Origin of the sequence: Streptomyces sp. NPDC017676 (assembly GCF_044329325.1) — a bacterium.
GTDB lineage: Bacteria > Actinomycetota > Actinomycetes > Streptomycetales > Streptomycetaceae > Streptomyces.
In genome coordinates, this window is sequence record NZ_JBIRJA010000007.1 from 382,419 (window position 1) to 405,361 (window position 22,943).

Consider the following 22,943-nt stretch of genomic DNA (forward strand, 5'->3'; position numbering starts at 1 on the left):
AGCCGGCCGTGGGGACAGGAACGGTCCTGGTGCGGGTCCTCGATCGGCAGCCGAGCATGGCGATATGTGTCCTCACTCAGGGTGTCCGCGCCCTGGTTCGACGTGAAATCGGCGGTGAGAGTTCCTGGCTCCCGGGGTTCTTCCCCGGTGACAGTGGCGGGACCGCGCCGGATTCGCACCGGCTTCCTCTCTTGCCGCCGTACATGGCCTGGGCAGTCCACCACGCGCCCGGAACGGCCGTCAACTTGCCTTTGACCTGGGACGCCGGACTGTGCTGAGGCCCACATCGCCGGTCCGCCGGACGGAAGCCGGGAGTCGGCCGGTGGACATGCGTAGGCCCCGCCGGTTCCGCTGGAGCGGTGGACCGGCGGGGCCGATGTGGGGTTCCGGACCGTCAGGGCTTGACGACGATCAGGTAGATCCCGTACGCCACCGCCGCCGCGCAGGCCGCGAAGCACACGTACGCGCCGGTGACCGCCAGCGCCGCGGACCCGCCCTGCGCCGCCGCCTTCTCGCGGCGCGACAGGCCGTTGATGCCGAGGGTGAACAGGACCACCAGGCCCACCGTGAACGCGAGGCTGACGCCGAAGACGGAGCCGAGGGCCGCCCAGTCGATCTTCATGGGGATGCTTCCTTCAGTAACCGTGTGCGCGGGGTCAGACCGCGGCGGCCGGCGGGGCGGCCGGGGCGGCGGGGGAGGGTTCGGTGGCCGGGGCGGGGATGGTGGCCGTCAGGTCCTCGGTGACCAGGCCCGCCGGGGGCGGGGTCACGGCGGCGATGGCGGCGGTGACCACACCGGCCGGTTCGCCGGTCTCCTCGACCACGTTGGTGTGGTCGACGACCTCGCGGCGGGAGATCTTCCAGATGGCGGCGCTCGCGGCGACCAGGAAGACGGCGACGACGGCGGTGCCCCAGTCACCGAGGTCGGTGACGGACTCGGCGCCCGCGCCGACCAGCGCGGCGGCCGGGAGGGTCAGCGCCCAGGCGACGAACATGCGGGTCGCGGTGGACCAGCGGACGACGCCGCCCTTGCGGCCGAGGCCCGCGCCCATCACCGAGCCGGAGACGACGTGCGTGGTGGAGAGGGAGAAGCCGAGGTGGGAGGAGGCCAGGATGGCGGTCGCGGCGCTGGTCTGGGCGGCGAAGCCCTGGCGCGGCTCCAGGTCGGTCAGACCCGTGCCCATGGTGCGGATGATGCGCCAGCCGCCGATGTAGGTGCCGAGCGCGATGGCCATGCCCGCGGAGAGGATCACCCAGGTGGGAGGGTTGGAGCCGGGGGCGATGGAGCCGCCCGCGACGAGCGCGAGGGTGATGATGCCCATCGTCTTCTGGGCGTCGTTGGTGCCGTGCGCGAGGGAGACCAGGCCGGCGGAGGCGATCTGGCCGGCGCGGTAGCCCTTGCGGGTGGCCTCGCCGTCGGCGGTGCCGCCGACGCCGTAGGAGAACCGGGTGGCCAGCAGGGAGGCGAGGCCCGCGACGATCGGCGCGGCGACGGCCGGGAGCAGCACCTTGGTGACCAGGACGTCACCGTGGACGGCGCCGAAGCCGGCGGAGGCGACGGTGGCGCCGACCAGGCCGCCCATCAGGGCGTGCGAGGAACTGGAGGGCAGGCCCACCAGCCAGGTCAGCAGGTTCCAGAGGATCGCGCCGACCAGGGCGGCGAAGATGACCTCGGGACGGATGCCGGTCTCGTCGACGAGACCCTTGGAGATCGTGTTCGCGACCTCCACGGAGAGGAAGGCGCCCACAAGGTTGAGGACGGCGGACATGGCGACCGCGATCTTCGGCTTCAGGGCGCCTGTGGAGATGGTGGTGGCCATCGCGTTCGCGGTGTCGTGGAAACCGTTCGTGAAATCGAACGCGAGAGCGGTTACCACCACAATCGCGAGGATCAGCGAGAAGCTTTCCATTTACCCAGGCAATCGTTCGAGGTCATTGGCTGGACGAACGTAGGCAACCTGGGTGAACGGAAGATGAACTGAGGCGGGCGTGAGGGTGTCCGTAACGCGCGTGTGAGGTTCCGCTTCCTGTCGTCGGCCCAAGCGTGCCTTGGCTACCGGCCGCGCGCGAAGATCCGCAGCCGGCTCAGGGAGCCGTTGAAGAGATTCTGGTCACCCGGCAGCCTGCCCTTGGCGGCGTGCTGCCAGAACGTCCAGTACCGCCAGCCGCCCGGCAGCGCGCCCGGCCGTGAGGTGCCGTGGCGGGCGATCCACAGGGCGTGCGAGGAGGAGAAGGCGTGACTGTTCCCGGTGCACAGCTTCCACCACTGGGTGGTGGTGTAGATCACGGGACGGCGGCCGGTCCTCTTCTTGATCTCGTCGCTGAACGACCGGATCCAGCGGACCATCCGGGCCTTGCCGACCCCGTAGCACTTGTGCTTCGCGTCGTACGGGTTGTATTCGATGTCCAGCGCGGGCGGCAGCGTCCAGCCGTCCGCCCGCCAGTCGCCGCCGTGCCGCACGAAGTACGCGGCCTGCGCGGCGCCGGAGGACCGGTCCGGCCGGGCGAAGTGGTACGCGCCCCGGATCAGTCCCGCCTCGCGGGCGCCGGAGTACTGCCCGGAGAAGTAGGGGTTGCGGTAGCCCGTCGACTCGGTCGCCTTCACGTAGACGAACCGCGCGCCCTTCGCCCGGGCGGCGGCCCAGTCGACCCGGCGCTGGTGGGACGACACGTCATGGCCCCTGGGCGGGGTGCCGGTCAGGAGCGGCAGCGCCGTCAGCCCCGGCAGCAGCGGCAGCGCGCCCGGGGCCGGGGGCGCTGCCGTGTCCGGCCCGCCGGCCGGCCCCAGTGGTCCGGCGGACGCGGTCGTGGCGGTCGCGAGGGCGAGGACCGCCGTGGCCGCCGTGAGGACACCGGCGCGGCGGCGGACAAGGGTGCGTTCACGGGCCATGCGGCTCCCCCGGGGTGGACGTCCAGTCGGCAAGAGGGATCATTGAAGGCCCGCTGATCACCCCGTCTGTGACGTTTTATGGCGTTTCTGCGTGAGATCCGCCCGTTCGGCCGTATCGTTTCCGCACAGCACCGACCGGCCCGGCCGCTCCGCGCCGGTCCGGCTGGCAGGATCGCGGCATGGCTGAAGCGCTGCGGAACACGGACGACGGGCACCAGGGCGGACGGCAGGACGTGCGACGGGACAGCGGGCAACGGGACGTGCGGCGAGGGGACGCGCGTCCGGACGAGGCGCGGCTCTGGGCGGAACTGGTCGCGACGGCACGCCGGACCGTCGCCGACGGACTGGTGGTCGGCACCTCCGGCAACGTCTCCGCCCGCGTCGGGGACCTCGTCCTGGTCACCCCCTCGGGAGTCCCCTACGACCGGCTCACCCCGGACGACATCACCGGCGTCGACCTCACAGGACGCCAGGTGGTCGGCACGCTCGTGCCGACCAGCGAGCTGCCCATGCACCTCGCCGTCTACCGCACCACCGACGCCCGCGCCGTCGTCCACACCCACGCCGTGCACGCGACCGCGGTCTCCACGCTCGTGCCCGAGCTGCCGCCGGTCCACTACATGACCGTGGCCCTGGGCGGCCCCGTCCGCGTCGCCCCCTACGCCACCTACGGCACCGCCGAACTGGCCGAGAACATGCTCCGGGCCCTCGCCGGCCGCTCCGGCTGCCTCCTGCGGAACCACGGCACGATCACCTACGGCGCCACCCTCGACCAGGCCTACGACCGCACCGCCCAACTGGAGTGGATGTGCCGCCTGTGGCTCACGGCGTCCTGCGTGCCGGGTCTGACCCCGTCCCTGCTGACGGAGGCACAACTGACCGAGGTCGGGGAACGCTTGAAGGGATACGGCCAACGGAGGTGACCCCTTGCTGTCCTCGACGCGCCGCAACGGCGCCCAGCCACGACCCACGCGCCCGGTGGTGCCGCACCCGCCCGCACCCCGACGGTCCGCCCCTCCGCTGGCCGGTGGCCGCGGCCCCGCCGACACTGGAGCCGTGCGCACCGTCAAAGCCACCGTCGCCGGGCTCGGCGCGGTCCTGGCCGCCGGGATGGCGTCCGTCGCCGCAGGCAGGCTCGCCAGCGACGCCGCGCTGAAGGCCCCGGCGGGCCGGCCGCTGCCCACCGAGCCCCGCCTCACCGTGCACGGCACGGCCGCCGGCCAGATCACGCTCACCCGCGACCTGGCGGCCCTGCGCCCCGGCACCTACGGCCTCGCGGGCGACGGCACCCACGCGGTCGTCGGCCCCGTCCTTGAGGCGGCCCAGCACACCGCCGACACGGTCGTACGACGTCTGGAACGCGTCACCCACGGCACCTTCGCCCCCGGCGACGCGGTATGGCTCACCCCGAACCTGTACGTCGGCAACCCCGGCACCGCCCTCGGCCTGGACCACGCCGACGTGGACGTGCCCGGCGAGCTGGGCGCCCTGCCCGCCTGGTTCGTGCCCGGCCAGCGGGACACCTGGGTCATCGCCGTGCACGGCCTCGGCGCCACCCGGGAACACGCCATGAACGTGATGGGCTTCCTGCACGGCCGCCGGCTGCCCGTCCTCGCCCTCGCCTACCGCGGCGACCTCGGCGCCCCGCGCCCGCCGGACGGCCTGAACCACCTCGGCGACACCGAGTGGCGGGACGTCGACGCGGCGATCCGCCACGCCGTCCGCCACGGCGCCCGCCGGGTCGTCCTGTTCGGCTGGTCCACCGGCGCCACCATGGCCCTGCGCGCCGCCGAGCACTCCGCGGTCCGCGACCGCATCGCCGGACTCGTCCTGGACTCGCCGGTGCTGAGCTGGGAGGCCACCCTGCGGGCCCTGGCCAGGGCCCGCCACACCCCGCCACCGCTGCTGCCGCTCGCCGTGCGGGCCGCGCAGGGCCGGGCCGGACTGCGCGCCGACCGGGTGGCCGAGACCGCCGACCCCGACCGGCTCCGGGTCCCCACCCTGATCATCCACGGCCCGGACGACCGGGTCGCCCCCTGGGAATCCTCCCGAGGGCTCGCCCGGCGCCGCGCCGACCTGGTCGCCCTGCACACCGTCGCGCACGCCCCGCACGCGGCGATGTGGAACGCGGACCCGGAGGAGTACGAGGAGCGGCTGCGACGGTTCCTGACCCCACTGATGTGACGCGAGGGGCCGCTGTGACTCCGCGGGCTTCCGGGCCGACGTGACACCCGGGCGCCCGGCCCCGCCGTCACCGGCGCGAAACATTCCGTTTAAGGGTGTACGACTGGCCTGATCCTGCCTCCCCGGCCCTTTCCGCACGCGGTGCGTTGGCCAGCCCCGTCGCCCGCCGTGACATTCCGTTTGGGTTTTCGGACCGTCAACCGGAAGACTGCACCCGTGACGTCCCGTATCCCGCGCGACTCCAGGCTCCGACTCGTCCGACCGCGACCCCTGGCCGCCGCCCCCAGAGCTGTGAACCAGCGGCGCCCACGCCGCCCCGCACCCCGGCCGCCGGAGGGCACCCCCGCCCCGGCCGAACTGGCCGGAATGGCCCGCGCCGGTCTGGCCGGCGCGGTCCGCGTCGCCCGCTGGGCCGACGCCGCACTCGGCCCCGGCCGCGCCGGTGCCACCGCCGACGGCAAGGCCACCCTCTCCGACGCCACCGCCGAACGCGCCGCCGCCGACCTCGGCCTGAGCGTCGCTCAGATCCGCGCCGACTGGGACACCGCCCGCCTCGCCGGACTCGTCGAGGTGCACGGCGACAGCGCGCGCCCCGGCTGGCGACTGCGCGCCTGGGACCGCGACGACAGCGCCGTGCTGCGCGGCTGGGTCGCCCTGTTCGACGCCTGGTCGCTCGCCTGCCCCGAACCCGACGGGCACGAGCCGGCCGCCGTCGCCGAGGTCGTCTCGGCCATGCCCCAGGTGCTCTCCTTCCTCCAGCTGTCCGCCGGACCGGTCCCCGTCGAGCAGCTGCTCGACCTGCTCCAGCAGCGGGTCACGGAACTGCGCACCGAACGCTGCGAGGTCGCCTACGAGCCCGGCACCGGACAGCCCGCCGGAGCCCCGGACCCGGCGGACCCCGCCCCCGCCGCGGACGCCCCGCTCGCCCCCCTGCTCGACTGGGCGCTGCGGGCCCTGGCCTCCGTCGGCGCCCTCACCTACGGCGACGGCCAGGCCACCCTCACCCCGCTCGGCAACTGGGCGGTCTGGGTCAAGCTGGAGCAGATCTGCGTGGCCGCGCAGAGCCCCGCCGGCAACATCGAGCAGTCCGCCGAGGACATGCTGCGCGGCTGCGCCCAGCTCCGGCCCAACGCGGCCCGCGCCGAGTACCGCGCCTGGCTCGCCGCCCGCCCCGTCGGCAGCGCCGTCACCGAGCTGATCGCCGCCGCCCGCGGCGACGACGCCCTGCTGCGCGGCCTGGCCTTCGAGGCGCTGCGCGTCGTCGGCGCCCCCGCCGAGCCCGACGTGCGGTCCGTCGTGGACGAGCCGGCCCTGCGGCCGTACGCCCTGCTGTGGCTGGCCGAGCACGACGGGGTCGACCCGGAGGACGCCCACGAGGTGCTCACCCGGGACGAGGCCACCTGGCTGTGGGTGGACACCGCCGCCGCCGTCGCCGACCACGGCGAGGCGCCGATGCTGGTCCGGCACCTGGAGTCCGCGGTGCAGCCCACCGTCCCCCAGCTGCTCGACGAGGTCCGCGCCGTCGGCCACCCGCGCACCGTGCAGGTCCTGGTCGCGCTCGCCGCCGCCCACCCCGACCCGGCCCTGGCCAAGGCCGTCCGCCGGGCGGCGTTCCAGGTGCACACCGGGGGCTGAGGCGCAGTCCGAGCAGGGGTGCGGCGGGGGAGTGGCTCAGACGCCGATCTCGGGGGCGTACGTCCCGAAGCTCCAGACGTTCCCCTCGGCGTCCCTGGCCATGTAGTCCCGCGAGCCGTAGTCCTGGTCCGTCGGGGGCATCAGGATCTCCACCCCGTGCTCCACGGCCCGCTGGTGGTGGGCGTCCACGTCGTCCACCACGACGTACACCCCGGCGGGTCCCGCGTCCTGCATCGCCGCGTCGAAGAGGCCACCGCGCCCCTTGGAGCCGATCATCACCGCGCCGTTGCCCTGGACCAGCTCGGCGTGCATCACCTTGCCGTCCTCCGTCTCGTACACCGACAGCTCGGTGAAGCCGAGGGCCTCCGTGAGCTGCCGGATCGCCGCCCTGGCGTCCGCGTACAGCAGCGTGGGACAGATGCCCGGCCGTGTGCCGCCACCCGTGCCTGCCATGCCGATCACTCCTTCGCGCACCGGTTCCGCCGTGCTCCTGCGAGTCTCGCAGCCGCCACTGACAACGCCCCGGCGCGACGGGCCGCAGCGCGCCGCCGCGCCGGCCGGGTGCGGCGGCGGGCGCTCGCGTGATCCCGCCCCGCCGAACGGGGGGACTTCCCGCCCCGGCCCGCCCGGTCACCTCGCCGACCCGGCCGGCGGTGACTAGGCTCGGCGGCTGATCCGGGACGGTGGTACCCAAAGGGGGCGAGGTGGCACTTCCACCCGTGGGCCGTCTCACCGTCGCCCTCCTGCTGGCCGCCGTCACCCTCGGCCTCCTCGGCACGGCCCGGCAGCTCCGCCCGGTTCCCTACGGCGACCGGCTCCTGTCCGCCGGGCCGGACGCCGGGGCCTGGGCGGCGCGGGTGCGGGACGGTGCCGTGGCCGGCCACGACAGCCGTACGGGTGCGCTCCGGTGGCGGTACGCGCGCGCGGGGCACCGTCCCGTCGACGTGGTCCACGCGCGCGGGGAGGTGATCGCGCTCTGGGACGACGGTCTGCTCACCGACACCGACGGCCGGTCCGTCCGCTGGCACCGGGCCCTGCCCGACGCGGCCGAGTGGCTCCCGGCCCAGGGCGGTACCGGTGTGCTGCGCTCCCTCGGCCGCGGCATCCTCGCCGTCGTCACCCCCCGCCGCGTCACCGCCTACCGCACCGCCGACGGCGACCTGCGCTGGGTGCTGCCCGCCCGGACCGGCTGCGCCTTCCGCCCCGAGGGCGCCGTACGCCGGGGCACGGCCCTGCTCCTCGCCCAGCCGTGCGCGAACGCCGCCTGGACCGGCCAGCTCGTGGCCCTGGACGACCTGGGCCGGATCGCGCCCGACCGCACCCCGCTGGGCAACGACCTCCCGAGCCCCGCACCCCGGACGCCCGGATGCGGAAAACCGCTTGCACGGCCCCGTTAGACTTTCCCCCATGGCCATTCTCCTCGCGCATTAGACGGCGGGAACGTCCTCAGCCGCCCACCCGCCAACCCCTGTACGCCCTGGAGTCTGTCCGTGATCTCCGCCTCCGGTATCGAGCTGCGCGCCGGTGCGCGCGTCCTCATCGAGAACGCCACCTTCCGTGTCGCCAAGGGCGACCGCATCGGCCTCGTCGGCCGCAACGGCGCAGGCAAGACCACACTCACCAAGTGCCTGGCCGGCGAAGGCATCCCCGCCGGCGGCACGATCACCCGCTCCGGCGAGGTCGGCTACCTCCCGCAGGACCCCCGCACCGGCGACCTGGACGTCCTCGCCCGCGACCGCATCCTCTCCGCGCGCGGACTCGACGTACTGATCCGCAAGATGCGCGAGAACGAGGAGCGCATCGCCAACGGCAAGGGGTCCACCCGCGAGAAGGCCCTGAAGCAGTACGAGCGCCAGGAGACGGAGTTCCTCACCAAGGGCGGGTACGCCGCCGAGGCCGAGGCCGCCACGATCGCCGCCGCCCTGAACCTGCCCGACCGGGTGCTCGGCCAGCCGCTGCACACGCTCTCCGGTGGCCAGCGCCGCCGTATCGAACTGGCCCGCATCCTGTTCTCCGACGCGGACACCCTGCTCCTGGACGAGCCGACCAACCACCTCGACGCGGACTCGATCATCTGGCTGCGGGACTACCTGAAGACCTACCGCGGCGGCTTCATCGTGATCTCCCACGACGTCGACCTGGTCGAGACGGTCGTCAACAAGGTGTTCTACCTGGACGCGAACCGGTCCGTGATCGACATCTACAACATGGGCTGGAAGCTGTACCAGCAGCAGCGCGAGGCCGACGAGAAGCGCCGCAGGCGCGAGCGCGCCAACGCCGAGAAGAAGGCCGCGGCGCTCAACGCCCAGGCCGACAAGATGCGCGCCAAGGCCACCAAGACGGTCGCCGCGCAGAACATGGCCCGCCGCGCCGAGAAGCTGCTCTCCGGCCTGGAGGACGTCCGGATGTCCGACAAGGTCGCCAAGCTCCGCTTCCCGGAGCCCGCGCCCTGCGGCAAGACCCCGCTGATGGCCGAGGGCCTGTCGAAGTCGTACGGCTCGCTGGAGATCTTCACCGACGTCGACCTGGCCATCGACAAGGGGTCCCGGGTGGTCATCCTGGGCCTCAACGGCGCCGGCAAGACCACCCTGCTGCGGCTGCTCGCGGGCGTGGAGACCCCGGACACCGGCAGGGTCGTCCCCGGTCACGGGCTCAAGCTCGGCTACTACGCGCAGGAGCACGAGACCCTGGACGCCGACCGCACGGTCCTGGAGAACATGCGCTCGGCCGCCCCAGACATGGACCTGGTCGAGGTCCGCAAGGTGCTCGGCTCCTTCCTGTTCTCCGGCGACGACGTCGACAAGCCGGCCGGTGTCCTCTCCGGCGGCGAGAAGACCCGGCTCGCCCTCGCCACGCTCGTCGTCTCCTCGGCCAACGTGCTGCTCCTGGACGAGCCGACCAACAACCTGGACCCGGCCAGCCGCGAGGAGATCCTCGGCGCCCTGCGCACCTACAAGGGCGCCGTCGTCCTCGTCACCCACGACGAGGGCGCCGTCGAGGCGCTCCAGCCGGAGCGGATCATCCTGCTCCCGGACGGCGTCGAGGACCTGTGGGGCTCCGACTACGCGGATCTCGTCACCTTGGCCTGACCGAAAGCCTGATCCACTGCCTATGGATCATTCGGCCCATCGGTGATCCATCATCTGTGTGAGATCTCCTCGTACCGGGGTGTGTCGTACACGTATTTTCCGGCCGATCCCCCAGCTGTCGGGGGATCGGCCGCCGCGCGTTCCTGACCTGGCACTTCACGAATCCACCCGGACGGCCCTATGGTCCGCACCTCATGGAATCCCTTGTTCCCCTTGTGGGGATCGACTCCTGTCGTCACAACGATGTCTCACGGACCTTGCCGAATGGGTGGCCATCACGCCCAAGAGGGGTGATCATGAGGAGACCAGAGCGCACTTCCCATGAGGAGGCACGGGTGGCCGAGACTCTGAAGAAGGGCAGCCGGGTGACCGGCGCCGCGCGCGACAAGCTCGCGGCAGACCTGAAGAAGAAGTACGACTCCGGTGCGAGCATCCGGGCGCTGGCCGAGGAGACCGGCCGCTCGTATGGCTTCGTGCACCGGATGCTCAGCGAGTCGGGCGTCACGCTCCGTGGGCGTGGCGGAGCGACCCGGGGCAAGAAGGCCGCTTCGTCCTGACTCCGGGCGGCCCATCGGCTTCGATGGTGGCCACCCGGTCGGCAGACCGACCGGCCGGGTGGTTACTGTGCAGTCACTTAGCTTCGCTCTGCTGACCGCACCCATCGGAGGCGCCCCATGGCTTCGCCCGAGCAGGACCTCGCTCCCGCACTCGACAAGGACGGCGTACGGCTCACCGTCGACGACGCGCTCGCCACGGTGACGCTGACCAACCCGGCCAAGCGCAACGCGCAGAGCCCCGCCCTGTGGCGGGCGCTCGCCGAGGCCGGGCGGCTGCTGCCGGGCTCCGTCCGGGTCGTCGTGCTGCGTGGCGAGGGCAAGTCCTTCTCCGCCGGGCTGGACCGTCAGATGTTCACCCCGGAGGGGATCCCGGGCGAGCCGACCTTCATCGACCTCGCGCGTCGTGACGACGCCGGGATCGACGCGACCATCGCCGAATACCAGGAGGCGTTCACCTGGTGGCGGCGGACCGACATCGTGTCCATCGCCGCCGTCCAGGGACATGCCATCGGGGCCGGCTTCCAGCTCGCGCTCGGCTGCGACCTCCGTGTCGTCGCCGACGACGTGCAGTTCGCCATGCGCGAGACCAGCCTCGGCCTCGTCCCCGATCTGACCGGCACCCACCCGCTGGTCGGCCTCGTCGGGTACGCCCGCGCGCTGGAGATCTGCGTGACCGGGCGGTTCGTCGGCGCCGAGGAAGCGGTGTCGAGCGGGCTGGCGAGTCTCGCCGTGCCCGCCGGGGAACTGGACGGGGCCGTGCGGGACCTGGCGGCGGCGATCATGGCCGCCCCGCGGGACGCGGTGGTGGAGACCAAGGCGCTGCTTCGTGGCGCCCTCGACCGGACGTACGAGGAGCAGCGCGCGGCCGAGCGGGCCGCCCAGGCCCGACGGCTGCGGGACCTGGCCGGCCTCGGCGAATGAGCCGGCAGCCGGTCGGGCACCCCGAGCCGGTCAGTCCACCGCCGTGACCAGCACCGCCACCGTCGGATGGTCCGGCAGGGCGTCCCGTACGGCCGCGCGGACCCCCCGCGCCACGTCCACCGTTCGATGGGACGCGGCGGTCGCCACTTCCACGCGGATGTGACGGCGCGGCAGGGCGGACGCCTCCGCGTACTCCTCGATGTGGACCGCCCGGCCCCGGCCGCCCAGGGACCCCGTCAGCCGGAGCACCCCGGGCACGGCCAGGGCCGCCTCCGCCACGGTGGTCCCGTCCGTGCCCGCCGGCTCGTGGGCGGGTGGCGGTTGCGGCGCGCCGGCCGCCGGGGCGGCCGGGGCGTCCGGCTCCAGCAGGTCCGCCGCCCGCAGATCGATCTCCGTGACCGCGAGGCCCAGCCGTTCCGTCGCGGCCCCCGCCAGGACGAGCCGCAGACGGGACGCCGCCGTCGGCAACGGTTCGGCGGCCGTCGCGGCGAAGTCCGCCGCCACCCGCAGCGGGCCCGGTGGCAGCGCGCTCGGCGGCGCCGGCACGACGGGCTCCAGCACGTCCTGGGAATCGGCGAGCGCGATCCGCAGTGCGCCCAGGCGCGCCCCCGGCGCCCCGTCCGCCGCCGCGCGCCGCAGCACCGCCCCGGCCGCCTCCTCCGTGATCCACGCGCCGTCGCGCGGGCCGCCGAGCGGCAACAGCCTGCCCAGCCCGACCTGATGCCGCACCAACTCTGCCCACCGGTCCACCGTCATTCCACCAGCCTGCCGTATCCACGGCGCGCGACCGCGCAACCTTGCATACCGTGATCGGAGGACGACGACCGAGCGGGACGAGGACCGAAAGGGACGTACGGCGATGACCGACACGACGATGACCCCTGAAGGAGGCCACGAACCGCAGGTGCCCGCCCGCAAGGCCACCCGGCGCGGCGGCGGCGACCCGGCGACCCGGGGCCGCACCACCATCGCCGACGGCGTCGTGGAGAAGATCGCCGGGCTCGCCGCCCGGGACGTGGTCGGGGTCCACGCCATGGGCAGCGGCCTCGCCCGCACCTTCGGTGCCGTACGCGACCGGGTGCCCGGCGGCGGCAAGTCGGTGACCCGGGGCGTCAAGGCCGAGGTCGGCGAGGTGCAGACCGCGCTCGACCTGGAGATCGTCGTGGACTACGGCGTCGCGATCGCCGATGTCGCCCGCGCCGTGCGGGAGAACGTGGTCGCCGCCGTGGAACGCATGACCGGCCTTGAGGTGGTCGAGGTCAACATCGCGGTCAGCGACGTCAAGCTGCCCGAGGAGGAGGAAGAGGAAGAGGAGCTCCGGATCCAGTGACACCCGGCACCCGAGACCGCACGCCCGACGAGCCGAGGAGCGCCGCATGAGCATGGCCGTGGCCGGCATGATCGCCGGAATGGCGTTGGGGTTCGCCGGCTACTTCGGCGGCTTCGGCGTCTTCCTCCTGGTCGCGGCGCTGGGCGCCATCGGCTTCCTCGCCGGCCGGTTCGCCGACGGTGACCTGGAACTCGGTGACGTCTTCCGCACCCGCGACGAGCGGCGGGACCGGCGGCGGTGACCCCGGTGAGCGCCGGGACCGGCACACCCGGCACCGCCACACCGCCCCCCTCGACGCCCCTCGTGCCCGCGGCCGAGCGCGGCGCCACCCGGATCGCCGACCGGGTCGTGGCGAAGATCGCCGCGCAGGCCGCCCGCGAGGCCCTCGCGCCCCTGCCCGGTGCCGCCGCCGCGCCGCACGCAACGGTCGTCGTGGCCCAGCAGACGGCCCGGGTCCGCGTCCACGTGGAACTCGGCTACCCCGGTGACATCGGCGCCCGCTGCGCCGCCGTACGCCGTCATGTCACCGCCCGCGTGGGCGCGTTGACCGACATGCGGGTGCCGGAGGTGGCCGTCGAGGTGGAACGACTGCACCCGACGCAACATCAGGGGGCCGGTCGATGAGTACGACGTGTCTGGGGGGCGGCCGTAGAGCACGACGGGGCAGGGGCCGGCCGGTGAGTACGACGGGGCTGGGGGCGGACCGATGAGTACGACGTGTCTGGGGGCCGGCTGGAGAGCACGACTGGGCAGGGGCCGGCCGGTGAGTACGACGGGGCTGGGGGCGGACCGATGACCACGACGTGTCAGGGGGCCGGCCGATGAGTACGACGGGGCAGGGGTCCGCCGATGAGCACGACGGGGCAGCCGGCGGACCGGTGAGCGAGACGCGGAGCACCCCGGTCGTCGCCGAGCCGCCCGGTGCCGTACCGCCCGCCGGGAAGGCCAGCGGCCGGCTCTGGTCGCCGCGCCGCGCTCCCGCCGCTCTCGTCGCCGCCCTGCTGGCGGCGGGTGCCGGACTCCTGCTGTACGACGTCGCCGCCGTGCGCGCCCACCGCCCCGCGATGCGCTGGCGCCGCGCCCTCGCCCGGCAGCTCGCCGAACGACCCCTGGACGACATCTGGGTACGGGTCGGCGCGGGCGTCGCCGCCGCGCTCGGCCTGTGGCTGATCGTCCTCGCGGTGACTCCCGGCCTGCGCGACCTGCTGCCGATGCGGCGCCCGCACCCCGACGTCCGGGCCGCACTCCGGCGCGGTGCGGCGGCGCTGTTCCTGCGCGACCGGGTCACGGAGGTGCCCGGCGTACGCGCGGCACGGGTGTGGATGGGCCGCCGGAAGGCCGACGTCCGGGTGGTTGCGCACTTCCGGGACCTGGACGACGTACGCGCCGACCTGGACACCGTGCTCGCCGAGGCGATCCGGGACCTCGATCTGGCGCACCCGCCGAGGCCGGCCGTGCGCGTGGCCCGGCCCGGACGGAAGGGGTGAGCGCGATGCGCGGCGGTCTCCACCGCGTCCTGCTGGCCCTCACCGGTCTGCTGCTGCTCGCGCTCGGCGGCGCGGTCCTGGCCGTCGGCCTGGGCGTGCGGCCTCCCTCCTGGTGGCCGCACACCGGTCCGCACGACGTCCTGCTCAGCAGGGCCGAACGCGCCCGCTGGCGGGACGCCCCCTGGTGGTGGCCGGCGGTCATCACCGCCCTGACCGTCCTCGTCCTGCTCGCCCTGGCGTGGCTGACCGCGGCGCTGCGCCGCCGCCGGCTGACCGGGCTGCTGGTCGACACCGGCGACGGCGGGTACGCGCGCCTGCGGGGCACGGCCCTCCAGAACGCCCTGGCAGCCGAGGCGGCGGCCCAGACAGGCGTGGCCCGGGCGCGCGTCCTGCTGCGGGGCCGCCGTACGGCTCCGGTGGTGCGGGCCTGGCTCCGGCTGGAAGCGGACGCGGCCCCGGCCGGGGCCCTGACCACGTTCACCACCGAAACGCTGACCCACGCGCGCGAGTCGGCCGGCCTGGCGTCACTTCCGGCGGAGGTCCGGCTGGGCGAGGTCGGACACCGCGCGGAGAGGGTGACCTGACGGCTGCGGTTCCTGGAGCGTGACGGCTGTGGTACGTGGAACGTGACGGCTGCGGTTCCTGGAACGTGACGGCTGCGTTCCCTAGAACCCGTGCCGCGTGCCCCCGTCCACCGGCACCATCACCCCCGTCACGTAGGAGGCCGCCGGGGACAGCAGGAACGCCGCCGTCCGTCCGAACTCCTCGGGCGTCCCGTACCTGCGCAACGGGATCCGGGCCTCGTTCGCGGCCCGGGTGGCCTCCGGGTCCGCGGACAGGCCGTCCAGCTCCCGCATGCGATCGGTGGCGATCCGTCCCGGCAGCAGGCCCACCACGCGGATCCCACGCGGCCCCAGCTCGTCGGCGATCGACTTGGCGAACCCGGCCAGTCCGGGCCGCAGCCCGTTGGACACGGTCAGGCCCGGGATCGGCTCGTACACCGAGCCCGACAGCACGAACCCGATGACGCCGCCCTCCTCCAACTCGGCCGCCGCGGCGCGGGCGACCCGCACCGCGCCGAGGAACACCGACTCGAACGCGGCGCGCCACTGCTCGTCGGTGTTGTCGGCGACGAACCCCGGCGGCGGCCCGCCCACGCTCACCAGCACGCCGTGGAAGCCGCCGAAGTTCTCCCGGGCGGCGGCGATCAGCCGCTCGGGAGCCTCCGCGTCGGCGTTGTCCACGGCCACACCCACCGCGTTCGGGCCCAGTTCGGCGGCCGCTTCGGCGACCCGCTGCTCGTCCCGGCCGGTGACGACCACCTTCGCCCCGTCGGCGACGAGTTCCCGCGCGGTGGCGTTGCCCAGCCCGCGCGTCGCTCCGGTGACGACGTACACCCGGTCCTTCAGTCCAAGATCCATGGTTCCTATCCTGCCCGGTCGTCCCCGTAGAGGATCAACGCGGTGTTCACCAGGCCGACGTGGCTGAACGCCTGCGGGAAGTTGCCGAGCTGGCAGCCGTCCACGGGGTCGTACTCCTCGGCCAGCAGGCCCACGTCGTTGCACAGGCCCACCAGCCGGTCGAACAACTCCTGGGCGTCCTTCGTCCGGCCGGTCAGGTGCAGCGCGTCGGCCAGCCAGAACGAGCAGGCCAGGAAGGCGCCCTCGCCGCCCGGCAGCCCGTCGATCACCGAGTCCTCGGTGTCGTAGCGGCGCAGGAAGCCGTCGTGGCCGAGGTCGTCGCGGATCGCGTCGACCGTGCCGACCACCCGCGGGTCGTCCGGCGGCAGGAACCCGACGCGCGGGATGAGCAGCAGGGAGGCGTCGAGCTCCCGGGAGCCGTAGTACTGGGTGAACGTGTTGCGCTCCCGGTCGAAGCCCTTCTCGCAGACCTCCCGGTGCACCTCGTCGCGCAGTCTGCGCCAGCCCTCCAGGTCGCCCTGCAACTTCGGGTGCCGCTCCAGCGTCTTGACGGCCCGGTCGGCGGCCACCCACACCATCACCTTGGAGTGCACGAACTGGCGCCGGCCGCCGCGCACCTCCCACAGGCCCTCGTCCGGCTGCCGCCACGCCGACTCCAGGAACGTCATCAGCGAGCGTTGCATGGCCCACATCTGCGGCTTCGTGGGCAGGCCCGAGGAACGGGCCAGCGACAGCGAGTCCATCACCTCGCCGTACACGTCGAGCTGGAGCTGGTCGACGGCGCCGTTGCCGACGCGTACGGGGGAGGAACCGGCGAAGCCGGGCAGCCAGGGCAGCTCGATCTCCCGCAGCCGCCGCTCGCCCGCGACGCCGTACATGATCTGCAGGTCGGCCGGGTTGCCGGCGACCGCGCGCAGCAGCCAGTCGCGCCACGCCTCGGCCTCCTCCTGGAACCCGGCCGAGAGCAGCGCGCCGAGCGTGAGGGTGGAGTCGCGCAGCCAGCAGTACCGGTAGTCCCAGTTGCGCACGCCGCCCGGCTGTTCGGGCAGTGAGGTGGTCGCCGCCGCGACGATCCCGCCGGTCGGGGCGTAGGTGAGGGCCTTGAGGGTGATGAGGGAGCGGACGACCGCGTCCCGGTACGGGCCGTCGTACCGGCACCGGCGGGCCCAGCGCCGCCAGTCGGTGATACTGCTCTCCAGCGCCTCGTACGGGTCGGTGAGCGGCGGACGTTTCTCGTGCGAGGGGTGCCAGGTGAGCACGAACGCGACCCGCTCGCCCTCCGCGACGGTGAACTCCGCGTGGGTGCCGTAGTCCTCGCCCCAGGTGTGCACGGCCGGCTCGGCGCGCAGCCAGACGGCGTCCGGTCCGGCGATGGCCACGCGGTGGCCGTCCGAGCGACGCACCCACGGCATGACCGAGCCGTAGTCGAAGCGCAGGCGCAGGGTGCTGCGGACGGTGACCCGGCCGCTGACACCCTCCACGATCCGTACGACGTCGGGGGCGCGGTCCCGCTGCGGCATCAGGTCGGTGACGCGCACCACGCCGTCGGCGGTCTCCCACTCGGTGTCGAGCACCAGGGTGTCGGTCCGGTAGGCGCGGCGGGTGCAGCCGTCCGCCCCCTTCGGCGCGATCCGCCAGTGGCCGTTGTCCTCGTCGCCCAGCAGCCGGGCGAAGCAGGAACCGGAGTCGAAGCGCGGCAGGCACAGCCAGTCGATCGAGCCGTCCTTGCCGACCAGGGCCGCGGTCTGCTCGTCGCCGATGAGGGCGTAGTCCTCGATGCGCGCGTTCACGGGATGCGGTTTCCCGGCGGACCAGGGGGCCAATCAGGTGGTGCGCCGGGGGAGTGACGTTTCCGCGCCGAGGCCGGTGGCCTGCAGGGGGAGACCGCGACCGGTCGGCCGGGGGCCTGCCCGTCTCATGGCGGTTCACCGGTGGGTTCTTGCTCGTGTCGTGGCGGTTTGCCGGGGGGTGGTGCTGGCTCGTTCCGTGGCGGTTTGCCGGGGGTGCTGCCCGCTCGATCCCTGGCGGATTGCCAGGGGGTGGTGCTTGCTCGCATCGCAGCGGTTGCCGGGGGCACTGCTCGCTCACTCGGTGGCGGAGCCGGCACGCGCTGCTCGCTCACTCGGTGGCGGAGCCGGCACGCGCTGCCCGCTCACTCGGTGGCGGAGCCGGCACGCGCTGCCCGCTCACTCGGTGGCGGAGCCGGGACGCTGCCCGCTCACTCGGTGGCGGAGCCGGGACGCTGCCCGCTCACTCGGTGGCGGAGCCGGGACGCTGCTCGCTCACTCCCCGGCGGATCCGGCACCCTGCCGCTCTCTCCGCCGCGGAGCCGGCACGCGCTGCCCGCTCACACCGTGGCTGGTTCGCTCTCCTCCGGCTGCTGCTGCGCCGCGGCCTCCTCCCGGTCGCGGATCTCCCGCCGGACCAGGAACCACCAGCCGACCGGAACGCCCGCCGCGAACAGCCACCACTGGATCATGTACGCGTAGTTCAGCGGAGCGTCCTCGCTGCCCGGGTCGGAGATCTGCTCCGGCGAGCCGCCCTTGGGCTCGGGCGCCGTCTGCTGGATGTAGCCGCCGAGCACCGGCGCGCCGAGCCGCCTGGCCTCCTCCGCGCTGTTGATCAGCATGATCTGCCGGTCGGGAAGGCCTTCGACGTTCTTGATGCCGCTCGCCGAGGTCGTCTCGTCGGCCATCAGCCGCCCGGTGACGGTGGTCCGGCCGGCCGGCGGGGCGGGGATCCTGGGGAAGGCGGTCTGCACGCCGTTCGCCGGGATCCAGCCGCGGTTGACGAGCAGCACCTTGCCGTCGTCGAGGACGAACGGGGTGAGGACGTGGAAACCGACCTCGCCGTCGGAGTTCGTCCGGCGCCGGACCACGACCTCCTTCGCGGTCTCGAAGGTGCCGGTCGCGGTGACCGTGCGGTACTTGTCGGCGCGGGTCACGGCGTGTCCGGGGGAGGTCAGCCGCTCGACCGGGACCGGCTCGGCGTGCAGCGCGGCGGAGACCAGGTCGTTGCGGGCGGTGCGCTCCTCGTAGCGGTGCTGCTGCCAGAAGCCCAGCCTTATCATCGTCGGGATCAGCGCGATCGCGACGAGGGTGAGGATCACCCACTGGCGGGACAACAGGAAGCGGTAGCGGTGCACCCCACGACGGTACCTCCGGGCCGTGGGGCGCATTCAGGCGGGTACCGGGTCAGACCCGGTCGACGATGCCGGTCCTCCCCTCCTGGCGGGCGCAGTGCGCGCCGCAGTACCAGTGGCCCTCCACCTCCACGCCCTGGCCGATGATCTGCACCCGGCAGTGCTCGCAGATCGGGGCCATGCGGTGGATCGCACAGGAGAAGCAGTCGAAGACGTGCACCGAGCCCTGCGCGTGCACCTCGAAGGTCATTCCGTAGTCATTGCCGCAGACTTCGCATGTCGCCATGCGCCACAGGGTGGGCCGTCGCCGATCCCCCCGCGAGCGGGCGCAGGGTGAGTCGTGGGGCAATCACCCGATCGTACGACGACAAGACACGCGGCGCGTTCACTCGTCGGCGGGCTCGACATCCCCCAGTAGCTGCCCGAACGCGGCCTCGTCCACGATCGGCGTGCCGTACTGCCGGGCCTTCACCGTCTTGGACGTGCCCGAGTCGGGGTCGTTGGTCACCAGCAGGCTGGTCAGCCGGGAGATGCTGGTGGCGACGTGCAGCCCGGCCTCCACGGCCCGGTCCTCCAGCAACTCGCGCTCGGTGGAGGTGTCGCCGGAGAAGGCCACCCGCATGCCCTGTTTGAGGCGTTTGCCGTCTTCGTAGCGGCCTGGGTTGGGATAGGGGCATGCGGGCCTTTTACGGGACGGGCGCCAACCACCGGTCCGGTAGCCGCCGTAGCCTCCCGACGCCTGCCGGGGCACGGGCCGGTCCGACCACTCCGTCAGCGGCCGGCACTCCAGCAGCGGCAGCCGTACGCCGCCCGCCGCCGCGGCCCGCAGGCTGGGCCGGAACGCCTCCGCCAGCACGCGCGCGTCGTCCAGCGCGTGGTGCGCCCGCTGCTGCACGACCCCGAAGTGCGCCGCCAGCGACTCCAGCTTGTGGTTGGGCAGCGGCAGCCCCAGCTCCTTCGACAGCGCGATGGTGCACAGCCGCTGCCGCACCGGGGCCTCGCGCCGCACGCGCGCGTACTCCCGCGCGATCATCTGCCAGTCGAAGACGGCGTTGTGCGCCACGAGCACCCGGCCCTCCAGCCGGGCGGCGAACTCCTCGGCGATGTCCGCGAACAGCGGCGCGCCGGCCAGCGTCTCGCTCGTCAGACCGTGTATCCACACGGGGCCCGGGTCCCGCTCCGGATTGACCAGCGTGTACCAGTGGTCCTCGACCTCACCGCGCGCGTCCAGCCGGTAGACGGCGGCGGAGATGATCCGGTCGTCCCGGGCCAGGCCGGTGGTCTCCACGTCAACGACCGCGTATCCCTGGGGATACGCGGCCGGCCACTGGGTGGGGGAGGACACTGCGGTCGCACGGTCTTCGAGCATGGTCACTGAGGATACGGGCCACGACTGACAGCACGGTCCCGCAGGTCCCGTTCGCAGGACCCGGGCTCGCCCTCCTGCTCGGCCACCGCACACCCATGCGCCGGGCGTCGGCGAGTTCGGTGCGGTTCCGGCGCTCAGCCCAGCGCCGCCACCAGGTCCCCGGCGGTCAGCGGCGCGAGCCCGCAGCCGTCGGCCGGGCCGGGCAGCAGCCGGTACACCTCCCCGGTCGCGCCCTCGGGCGCCACCCCGCCGTGCACCAGGGCCAGCAACACGCGCTTCTTCGCCGCCGCTTCGGCCGCACGGGCGTCGGCGTCCGCGGGGTCCTCCGCGGGCTCACGCCGCTCCGGCGCCTCAAGGGCCCGTATCCGCGCGGCGAACGCGCCGTCCCCCTCCCCGTCCCGGCGCCGGTGGTGCCACAGCTCGTCGACAGTGCCGGCGGCGGGCGCGCGGCGGACGACCAGCACCTCGTCGCTCCGCGCCGCCGCGTGCCACACCGCGAGGTCCCACAGCGTCGTACGGCCGTGCGCGAAGTACCGGAACAGGTCCCGGGCGACCCGGCCCAGGTCCTCCTTGTGCCGGTGCACGTCGTGATAGCCCTCGGCGGACGGCAGATGCAGGTCCGTCCACAGGAACGTGCGCCGGCGCAGGTCCACCAGCATCGGCACATGGATGCGCGAGTCGCCCTCCAGGTCGTAGCGCTGCCGTACCGCGCGCGGGTGGTATCCGGCGCCGCGCGCCTCCTCCGCCGCCGACGGCAGTGCCATGAAACCGGCGAAGGCGTCGAGCAGTTCCTCGAACGGGATGTCGTTGAAGCTGAAGACGACCGGCACCGTGTACCGCACGCCCCGCCCGCCGAGCGCGCGGAGGTCCAGGTCGACGTACTCGGTGGCGCCGTCCGGAGCCGGAGCCGACGTCAGATCGCCGGAGTGGACGGCCCACCGGTCGCCGTGCACGAGGTTCGTGTAGTCGCACAGACCGGCGAACTCCCAGTCCTCGTCGTACAGCGCCACCGACAGGTCCAGGTCCACCCGGGTCTTCTCGGGCTCCGTCCAGTGCAGGAACAGGCGCAGCACCTCACCGGCGGGCAGCGGCTGGGTGCTGCCGCGCGGTACCGACACCAGGGCCTTGGCGGCGGCCCGCTCGGCGGACGGCACCGCGAGCCCCGCGAGCGCCGAGTCCAGCACCGCGAGGTCGAACCGGGACCCGCCGGCCAGGCGGCGCAGCGCCTCCGCCTCCAGCAGGGCGCACACGCGCGTGGTGACCGCCTCGGCGAGCGGCGCGCGCGTGTCGTCGGCCGTGTACGCGTGCGTGACCTGCCCGCGCGGGAAGAACACCCGCCGCTCGCCCGGCAGATGACGGACGCGCAGCCGGCCCAGCGCGGCCAGCAGCGGGCCGGGACCGGCCCCGGGCAGTGCCCGCCGCAGCACCCCGGCGAACTCCTCGGGCAGCACGTCGAGTTCGCGCAGCCGCAGCAGATGGTCCAGCCGGCGCAGCAGTTCGCCCGGCCGCTGTCCCAGGAGGGTGAGCGCGGCGCCGGTGTCCCGCTCGGCCAGCGCCTGTTCCACACGCGCGCGCCAGGTCGCCGCCCGGATCCGGCCGTCCGCGGCCAGGACGGCCTCCGGGTGGGCGGCGGCCGTGCTCAGCAGGGCGTCGCCCAGGGCGCTGCCGGGCTCGACCGAGGTGCCGCGCAGCACGGCGAAGGCGAGGGAGGCCCTGGGGTGGCGGGCGTGGTGCTCGAAGGGGTGCAGGGTCTCGGCGGCCCGCTTCCACGCGCCCGGGTGCCGCAGGACGTCCTCCACCAGTGCGGGCACGGCGAAGGAGTCGAGCAGGCCGAGCAGCCGGCGGCGCAGCGCGCGCGGCAGCGAGCGCAGCCGGGGCGGCGCCATGAGGTCCGCCGCGCCGCCGGACCACACGCTCAGCAGCCGCAGCACGTCCGTCGCCGTCGTCAGGTGCGCGCCGAGCAGGTCGGTGGCCGCCACGCGCGTGTGCCGGTCGCGCAGCAGCGTGCCGAGAACCAGCGCCTTCGTCTCCCGGACCGGGACGTCCGCCGGGAACCAGCCGAAGTCCGCCGGCGCGTGCGCCAGCAGCACCGTGAGGTCGGCGCGGTCCTGCGCGGGCAGGGGAGTGCGCCGGGCCAGCAGCGTGCGCAGCGCGTGGACCGTGTCCGCGCGGACGTCCGTGCCGAGCGCGAGCAGCTTCAGCGGGCCGGGCGGCACGTCCCGGGGGCGGCGCGGCTCGCCCGGCACCAGGAACGGGTCGGCGGGGTCGATCCGGCGGCGGCACAGCGGGCAGCCGGTGTAGTCCGCGCCGTCCCAGCACGCGCGGCACACCAGGTGCGCGCACGGCGCCACCGGGTGCACGCTGCCCACCGTGCCGCACAGCACGCACGGTTGGGCGGGCCACTGGAGCAGCAGGGCGAAGACCCGGTCGACGTACAGCCCGAACGTGTCGTCGGGCACGGAGACCGGGAAGGACCGGAACAGCGGCATATGGGTGCGGTCCGCGCCCAGTTCGGCGTCCAGGTGCCGGATCAGCTGCCGGCCGGCGTCCGCGAGCCCGGCGGGGCCGAGCCAGGCGAGGGCCGCGCGCAGCTGTGCCGACGGAGCGAAGCCCCGGTCGAGCAGTTCGCCCTCCAGGGCGATGAGACCCTCCGCCGTCGACGGGTCGCCCGGGCGTGGTCCGGCCTGGTCGACGTAGACGGTACGGAGACGGCGGAGCAGCACGGACGCCAGTTCGGACAAGCGGAATCCCCCGGTGCGGAAAAGAAGGTGGGGCGGGGGCGGAGAGTGGGCGCGCTGTGGATTCCGAGGTGGGAAGAGAAGGAAGCACGCCGGCGGAGCCGCCCCCGCGATCAGGAACAGTAGGCGTAAGGCAGTTCGGGCGCCAGCGAATTTCCGGGCGGCACCGGCGGGTACCGG

Annotated in this window: 23 protein-coding genes and 1 riboswitch; of the genes, 12 read left to right on the forward strand and 11 right to left on the reverse strand. The window is 73.9% G+C overall.

The window, feature by feature from the left end; all coding sequences use genetic code 11:
• Positions 1-97: 97 nt before the first annotated feature.
• A riboswitch (cobalamin riboswitch) is annotated at positions 98-238 on the reverse strand.
• Positions 239-394: 156 nt separating this feature from the next.
• The 3 genes from ACH4LD_RS18010 to ACH4LD_RS18020 form a co-directional block, all read right to left on the reverse strand.
• Positions 395-622, reverse strand: a complete 228-nt coding sequence (locus tag ACH4LD_RS18010) for a hypothetical protein (RefSeq protein ID WP_014671911.1) — start codon at positions 620-622, stop codon at positions 395-397.
• A 34-nt stretch (positions 623-656) separates the two neighbouring features.
• On the reverse strand, positions 657-1,910 hold the full coding sequence (locus ACH4LD_RS18015; RefSeq protein ID WP_132784099.1) for an inorganic phosphate transporter: 1,254 nt from the start codon (positions 1,908-1,910) through the stop codon (positions 657-659).
• Positions 1,911-2,053: 143 nt separating this feature from the next.
• Entirely contained in the window at positions 2,054-2,890 is an 837-nt protein-coding gene (locus ACH4LD_RS18020; protein WP_398057028.1) for a lysozyme, read from the reverse strand.
• Positions 2,891-3,069: 179 nt separating this feature from the next.
• Between ACH4LD_RS18020 and ACH4LD_RS18025 the strand changes: the two genes are divergently transcribed.
• The 3 genes from ACH4LD_RS18025 (at position 3,070) to ACH4LD_RS18035 (ending at position 6,709) form a co-directional block, all read left to right on the forward strand.
• Complete coding sequence (locus ACH4LD_RS18025; RefSeq protein ID WP_398057029.1) at positions 3,070-3,813, forward strand: class II aldolase/adducin family protein; 744 nt, start codon at positions 3,070-3,072, stop codon at positions 3,811-3,813.
• A 133-nt stretch (positions 3,814-3,946) separates the two neighbouring features.
• Complete coding sequence (locus tag ACH4LD_RS18030) at positions 3,947-5,074, forward strand: alpha/beta hydrolase (RefSeq protein WP_398057030.1); 1,128 nt, start codon at positions 3,947-3,949, stop codon at positions 5,072-5,074.
• Positions 5,075-5,290: 216 nt separating this feature from the next.
• On the forward strand, positions 5,291-6,709 hold the full coding sequence (locus ACH4LD_RS18035; RefSeq protein WP_398057031.1) for a hypothetical protein: 1,419 nt from the start codon (positions 5,291-5,293) through the stop codon (positions 6,707-6,709).
• A gap of 36 nt (positions 6,710-6,745) precedes the next feature.
• Here ACH4LD_RS18035 and ACH4LD_RS18040 read toward each other — a convergent pair whose 3' ends face one another.
• Positions 6,746-7,162: a VOC family protein gene (locus tag ACH4LD_RS18040; RefSeq protein ID WP_207928270.1), complete on the reverse strand. Its 417-nt coding sequence runs from the start codon at positions 7,160-7,162 to the stop codon at positions 6,746-6,748.
• A 251-nt stretch (positions 7,163-7,413) separates the two neighbouring features.
• Between ACH4LD_RS18040 and ACH4LD_RS18045 the strand changes: the two genes are divergently transcribed.
• The 4 genes from ACH4LD_RS18045 to ACH4LD_RS18060 all read left to right on the forward strand — a co-directional run bounded on the left by ACH4LD_RS18045 (position 7,414) and on the right by ACH4LD_RS18060 (position 11,276).
• Positions 7,414-8,106 carry a hypothetical protein gene (locus tag ACH4LD_RS18045; RefSeq protein WP_398057032.1) on the forward strand — a complete coding sequence of 231 codons (693 nt, stop codon included), beginning with the start codon at positions 7,414-7,416 and terminating at the stop codon, positions 8,104-8,106.
• 93 nt (positions 8,107-8,199) lie between these two features.
• Entirely contained in the window at positions 8,200-9,798 is a 1,599-nt protein-coding gene (locus ACH4LD_RS18050) for an ABC-F family ATP-binding cassette domain-containing protein (RefSeq protein WP_059264000.1), read from the forward strand.
• A gap of 335 nt (positions 9,799-10,133) precedes the next feature.
• Entirely contained in the window at positions 10,134-10,355 is a 222-nt protein-coding gene (locus ACH4LD_RS18055; RefSeq protein WP_004002281.1) for a helix-turn-helix domain-containing protein, read from the forward strand.
• Positions 10,356-10,472: 117 nt separating this feature from the next.
• Positions 10,473-11,276 carry an enoyl-CoA hydratase/isomerase family protein gene (locus ACH4LD_RS18060; protein ID WP_392047891.1) on the forward strand — a complete coding sequence of 268 codons (804 nt, stop codon included), beginning with the start codon at positions 10,473-10,475 and terminating at the stop codon, positions 11,274-11,276.
• Positions 11,277-11,306: 30 nt separating this feature from the next.
• Here ACH4LD_RS18060 and ACH4LD_RS18065 read toward each other — a convergent pair whose 3' ends face one another.
• Entirely contained in the window at positions 11,307-12,032 is a 726-nt protein-coding gene (locus tag ACH4LD_RS18065) for a nucleopolyhedrovirus P10 family protein (protein ID WP_398057033.1), read from the reverse strand.
• Between the two features lie 103 nt (positions 12,033-12,135).
• Between ACH4LD_RS18065 and ACH4LD_RS18070 the strand changes: the two genes are divergently transcribed.
• The 5 genes from ACH4LD_RS18070 (at position 12,136) to amaP (ending at position 14,677) form a co-directional block, all read left to right on the forward strand.
• Positions 12,136-12,606: an Asp23/Gls24 family envelope stress response protein gene (locus tag ACH4LD_RS18070; RefSeq protein ID WP_132784105.1), complete on the forward strand. Its 471-nt coding sequence runs from the start codon at positions 12,136-12,138 to the stop codon at positions 12,604-12,606.
• A 46-nt stretch (positions 12,607-12,652) separates the two neighbouring features.
• Positions 12,653-12,847 (forward strand): hypothetical protein, encoded by a 195-nt coding sequence (locus ACH4LD_RS18075; RefSeq protein WP_398057034.1) that lies wholly within the window; start codon positions 12,653-12,655, stop codon positions 12,845-12,847.
• Complete coding sequence (locus tag ACH4LD_RS18080; RefSeq protein WP_398057035.1) at positions 12,844-13,230, forward strand: hypothetical protein; 387 nt, start codon at positions 12,844-12,846, stop codon at positions 13,228-13,230. The genes ACH4LD_RS18075 and ACH4LD_RS18080 overlap by 4 nt, the downstream gene beginning before the upstream one ends.
• Before the next feature lie 197 nt (positions 13,231-13,427).
• Positions 13,428-14,093, forward strand: a complete 666-nt coding sequence (locus tag ACH4LD_RS18085) for a DUF6286 domain-containing protein (protein ID WP_398057036.1) — start codon at positions 13,428-13,430, stop codon at positions 14,091-14,093.
• 5 nt (positions 14,094-14,098) lie between these two features.
• Positions 14,099-14,677 carry an alkaline shock response membrane anchor protein AmaP gene (amaP, locus tag ACH4LD_RS18090; protein WP_398057037.1) on the forward strand — a complete coding sequence of 193 codons (579 nt, stop codon included), beginning with the start codon at positions 14,099-14,101 and terminating at the stop codon, positions 14,675-14,677.
• Positions 14,678-14,758: 81 nt separating this feature from the next.
• Here the strand turns inward: amaP and ACH4LD_RS18095 are convergent, their stop codons facing one another.
• The 6 genes from ACH4LD_RS18095 to ACH4LD_RS18120 form a co-directional block, all read right to left on the reverse strand.
• Positions 14,759-15,514 (reverse strand): SDR family oxidoreductase, encoded by a 756-nt coding sequence (locus tag ACH4LD_RS18095; RefSeq protein WP_132784110.1) that lies wholly within the window; start codon positions 15,512-15,514, stop codon positions 14,759-14,761.
• Positions 15,515-15,519: 5 nt separating this feature from the next.
• Entirely contained in the window at positions 15,520-17,304 is a 1,785-nt protein-coding gene (locus tag ACH4LD_RS18100) for a glycoside hydrolase family 15 protein (protein WP_398057038.1), read from the reverse strand.
• 557 nt (positions 17,305-17,861) lie between these two features.
• Positions 17,862-18,692 carry an SURF1 family protein gene (locus tag ACH4LD_RS18105; protein WP_207928272.1) on the reverse strand — a complete coding sequence of 277 codons (831 nt, stop codon included), beginning with the start codon at positions 18,690-18,692 and terminating at the stop codon, positions 17,862-17,864.
• Positions 18,693-18,708: 16 nt separating this feature from the next.
• Positions 18,709-18,942 carry a hypothetical protein gene (locus tag ACH4LD_RS18110; protein ID WP_078629742.1) on the reverse strand — a complete coding sequence of 78 codons (234 nt, stop codon included), beginning with the start codon at positions 18,940-18,942 and terminating at the stop codon, positions 18,709-18,711.
• A 99-nt stretch (positions 18,943-19,041) separates the two neighbouring features.
• Positions 19,042-20,025, reverse strand: coding sequence for a DEDDh family exonuclease (locus ACH4LD_RS18115; RefSeq protein WP_132784113.1), 984 nt, complete (start codon positions 20,023-20,025; stop codon positions 19,042-19,044).
• Positions 20,026-20,159: 134 nt separating this feature from the next.
• On the reverse strand, positions 20,160-22,766 hold the full coding sequence (locus ACH4LD_RS18120) for an MXAN_6230/SCO0854 family RING domain-containing protein (RefSeq protein ID WP_398057039.1): 2,607 nt from the start codon (positions 22,764-22,766) through the stop codon (positions 20,160-20,162).
• Between the last annotated feature and the right edge of the window lie 177 nt (positions 22,767-22,943).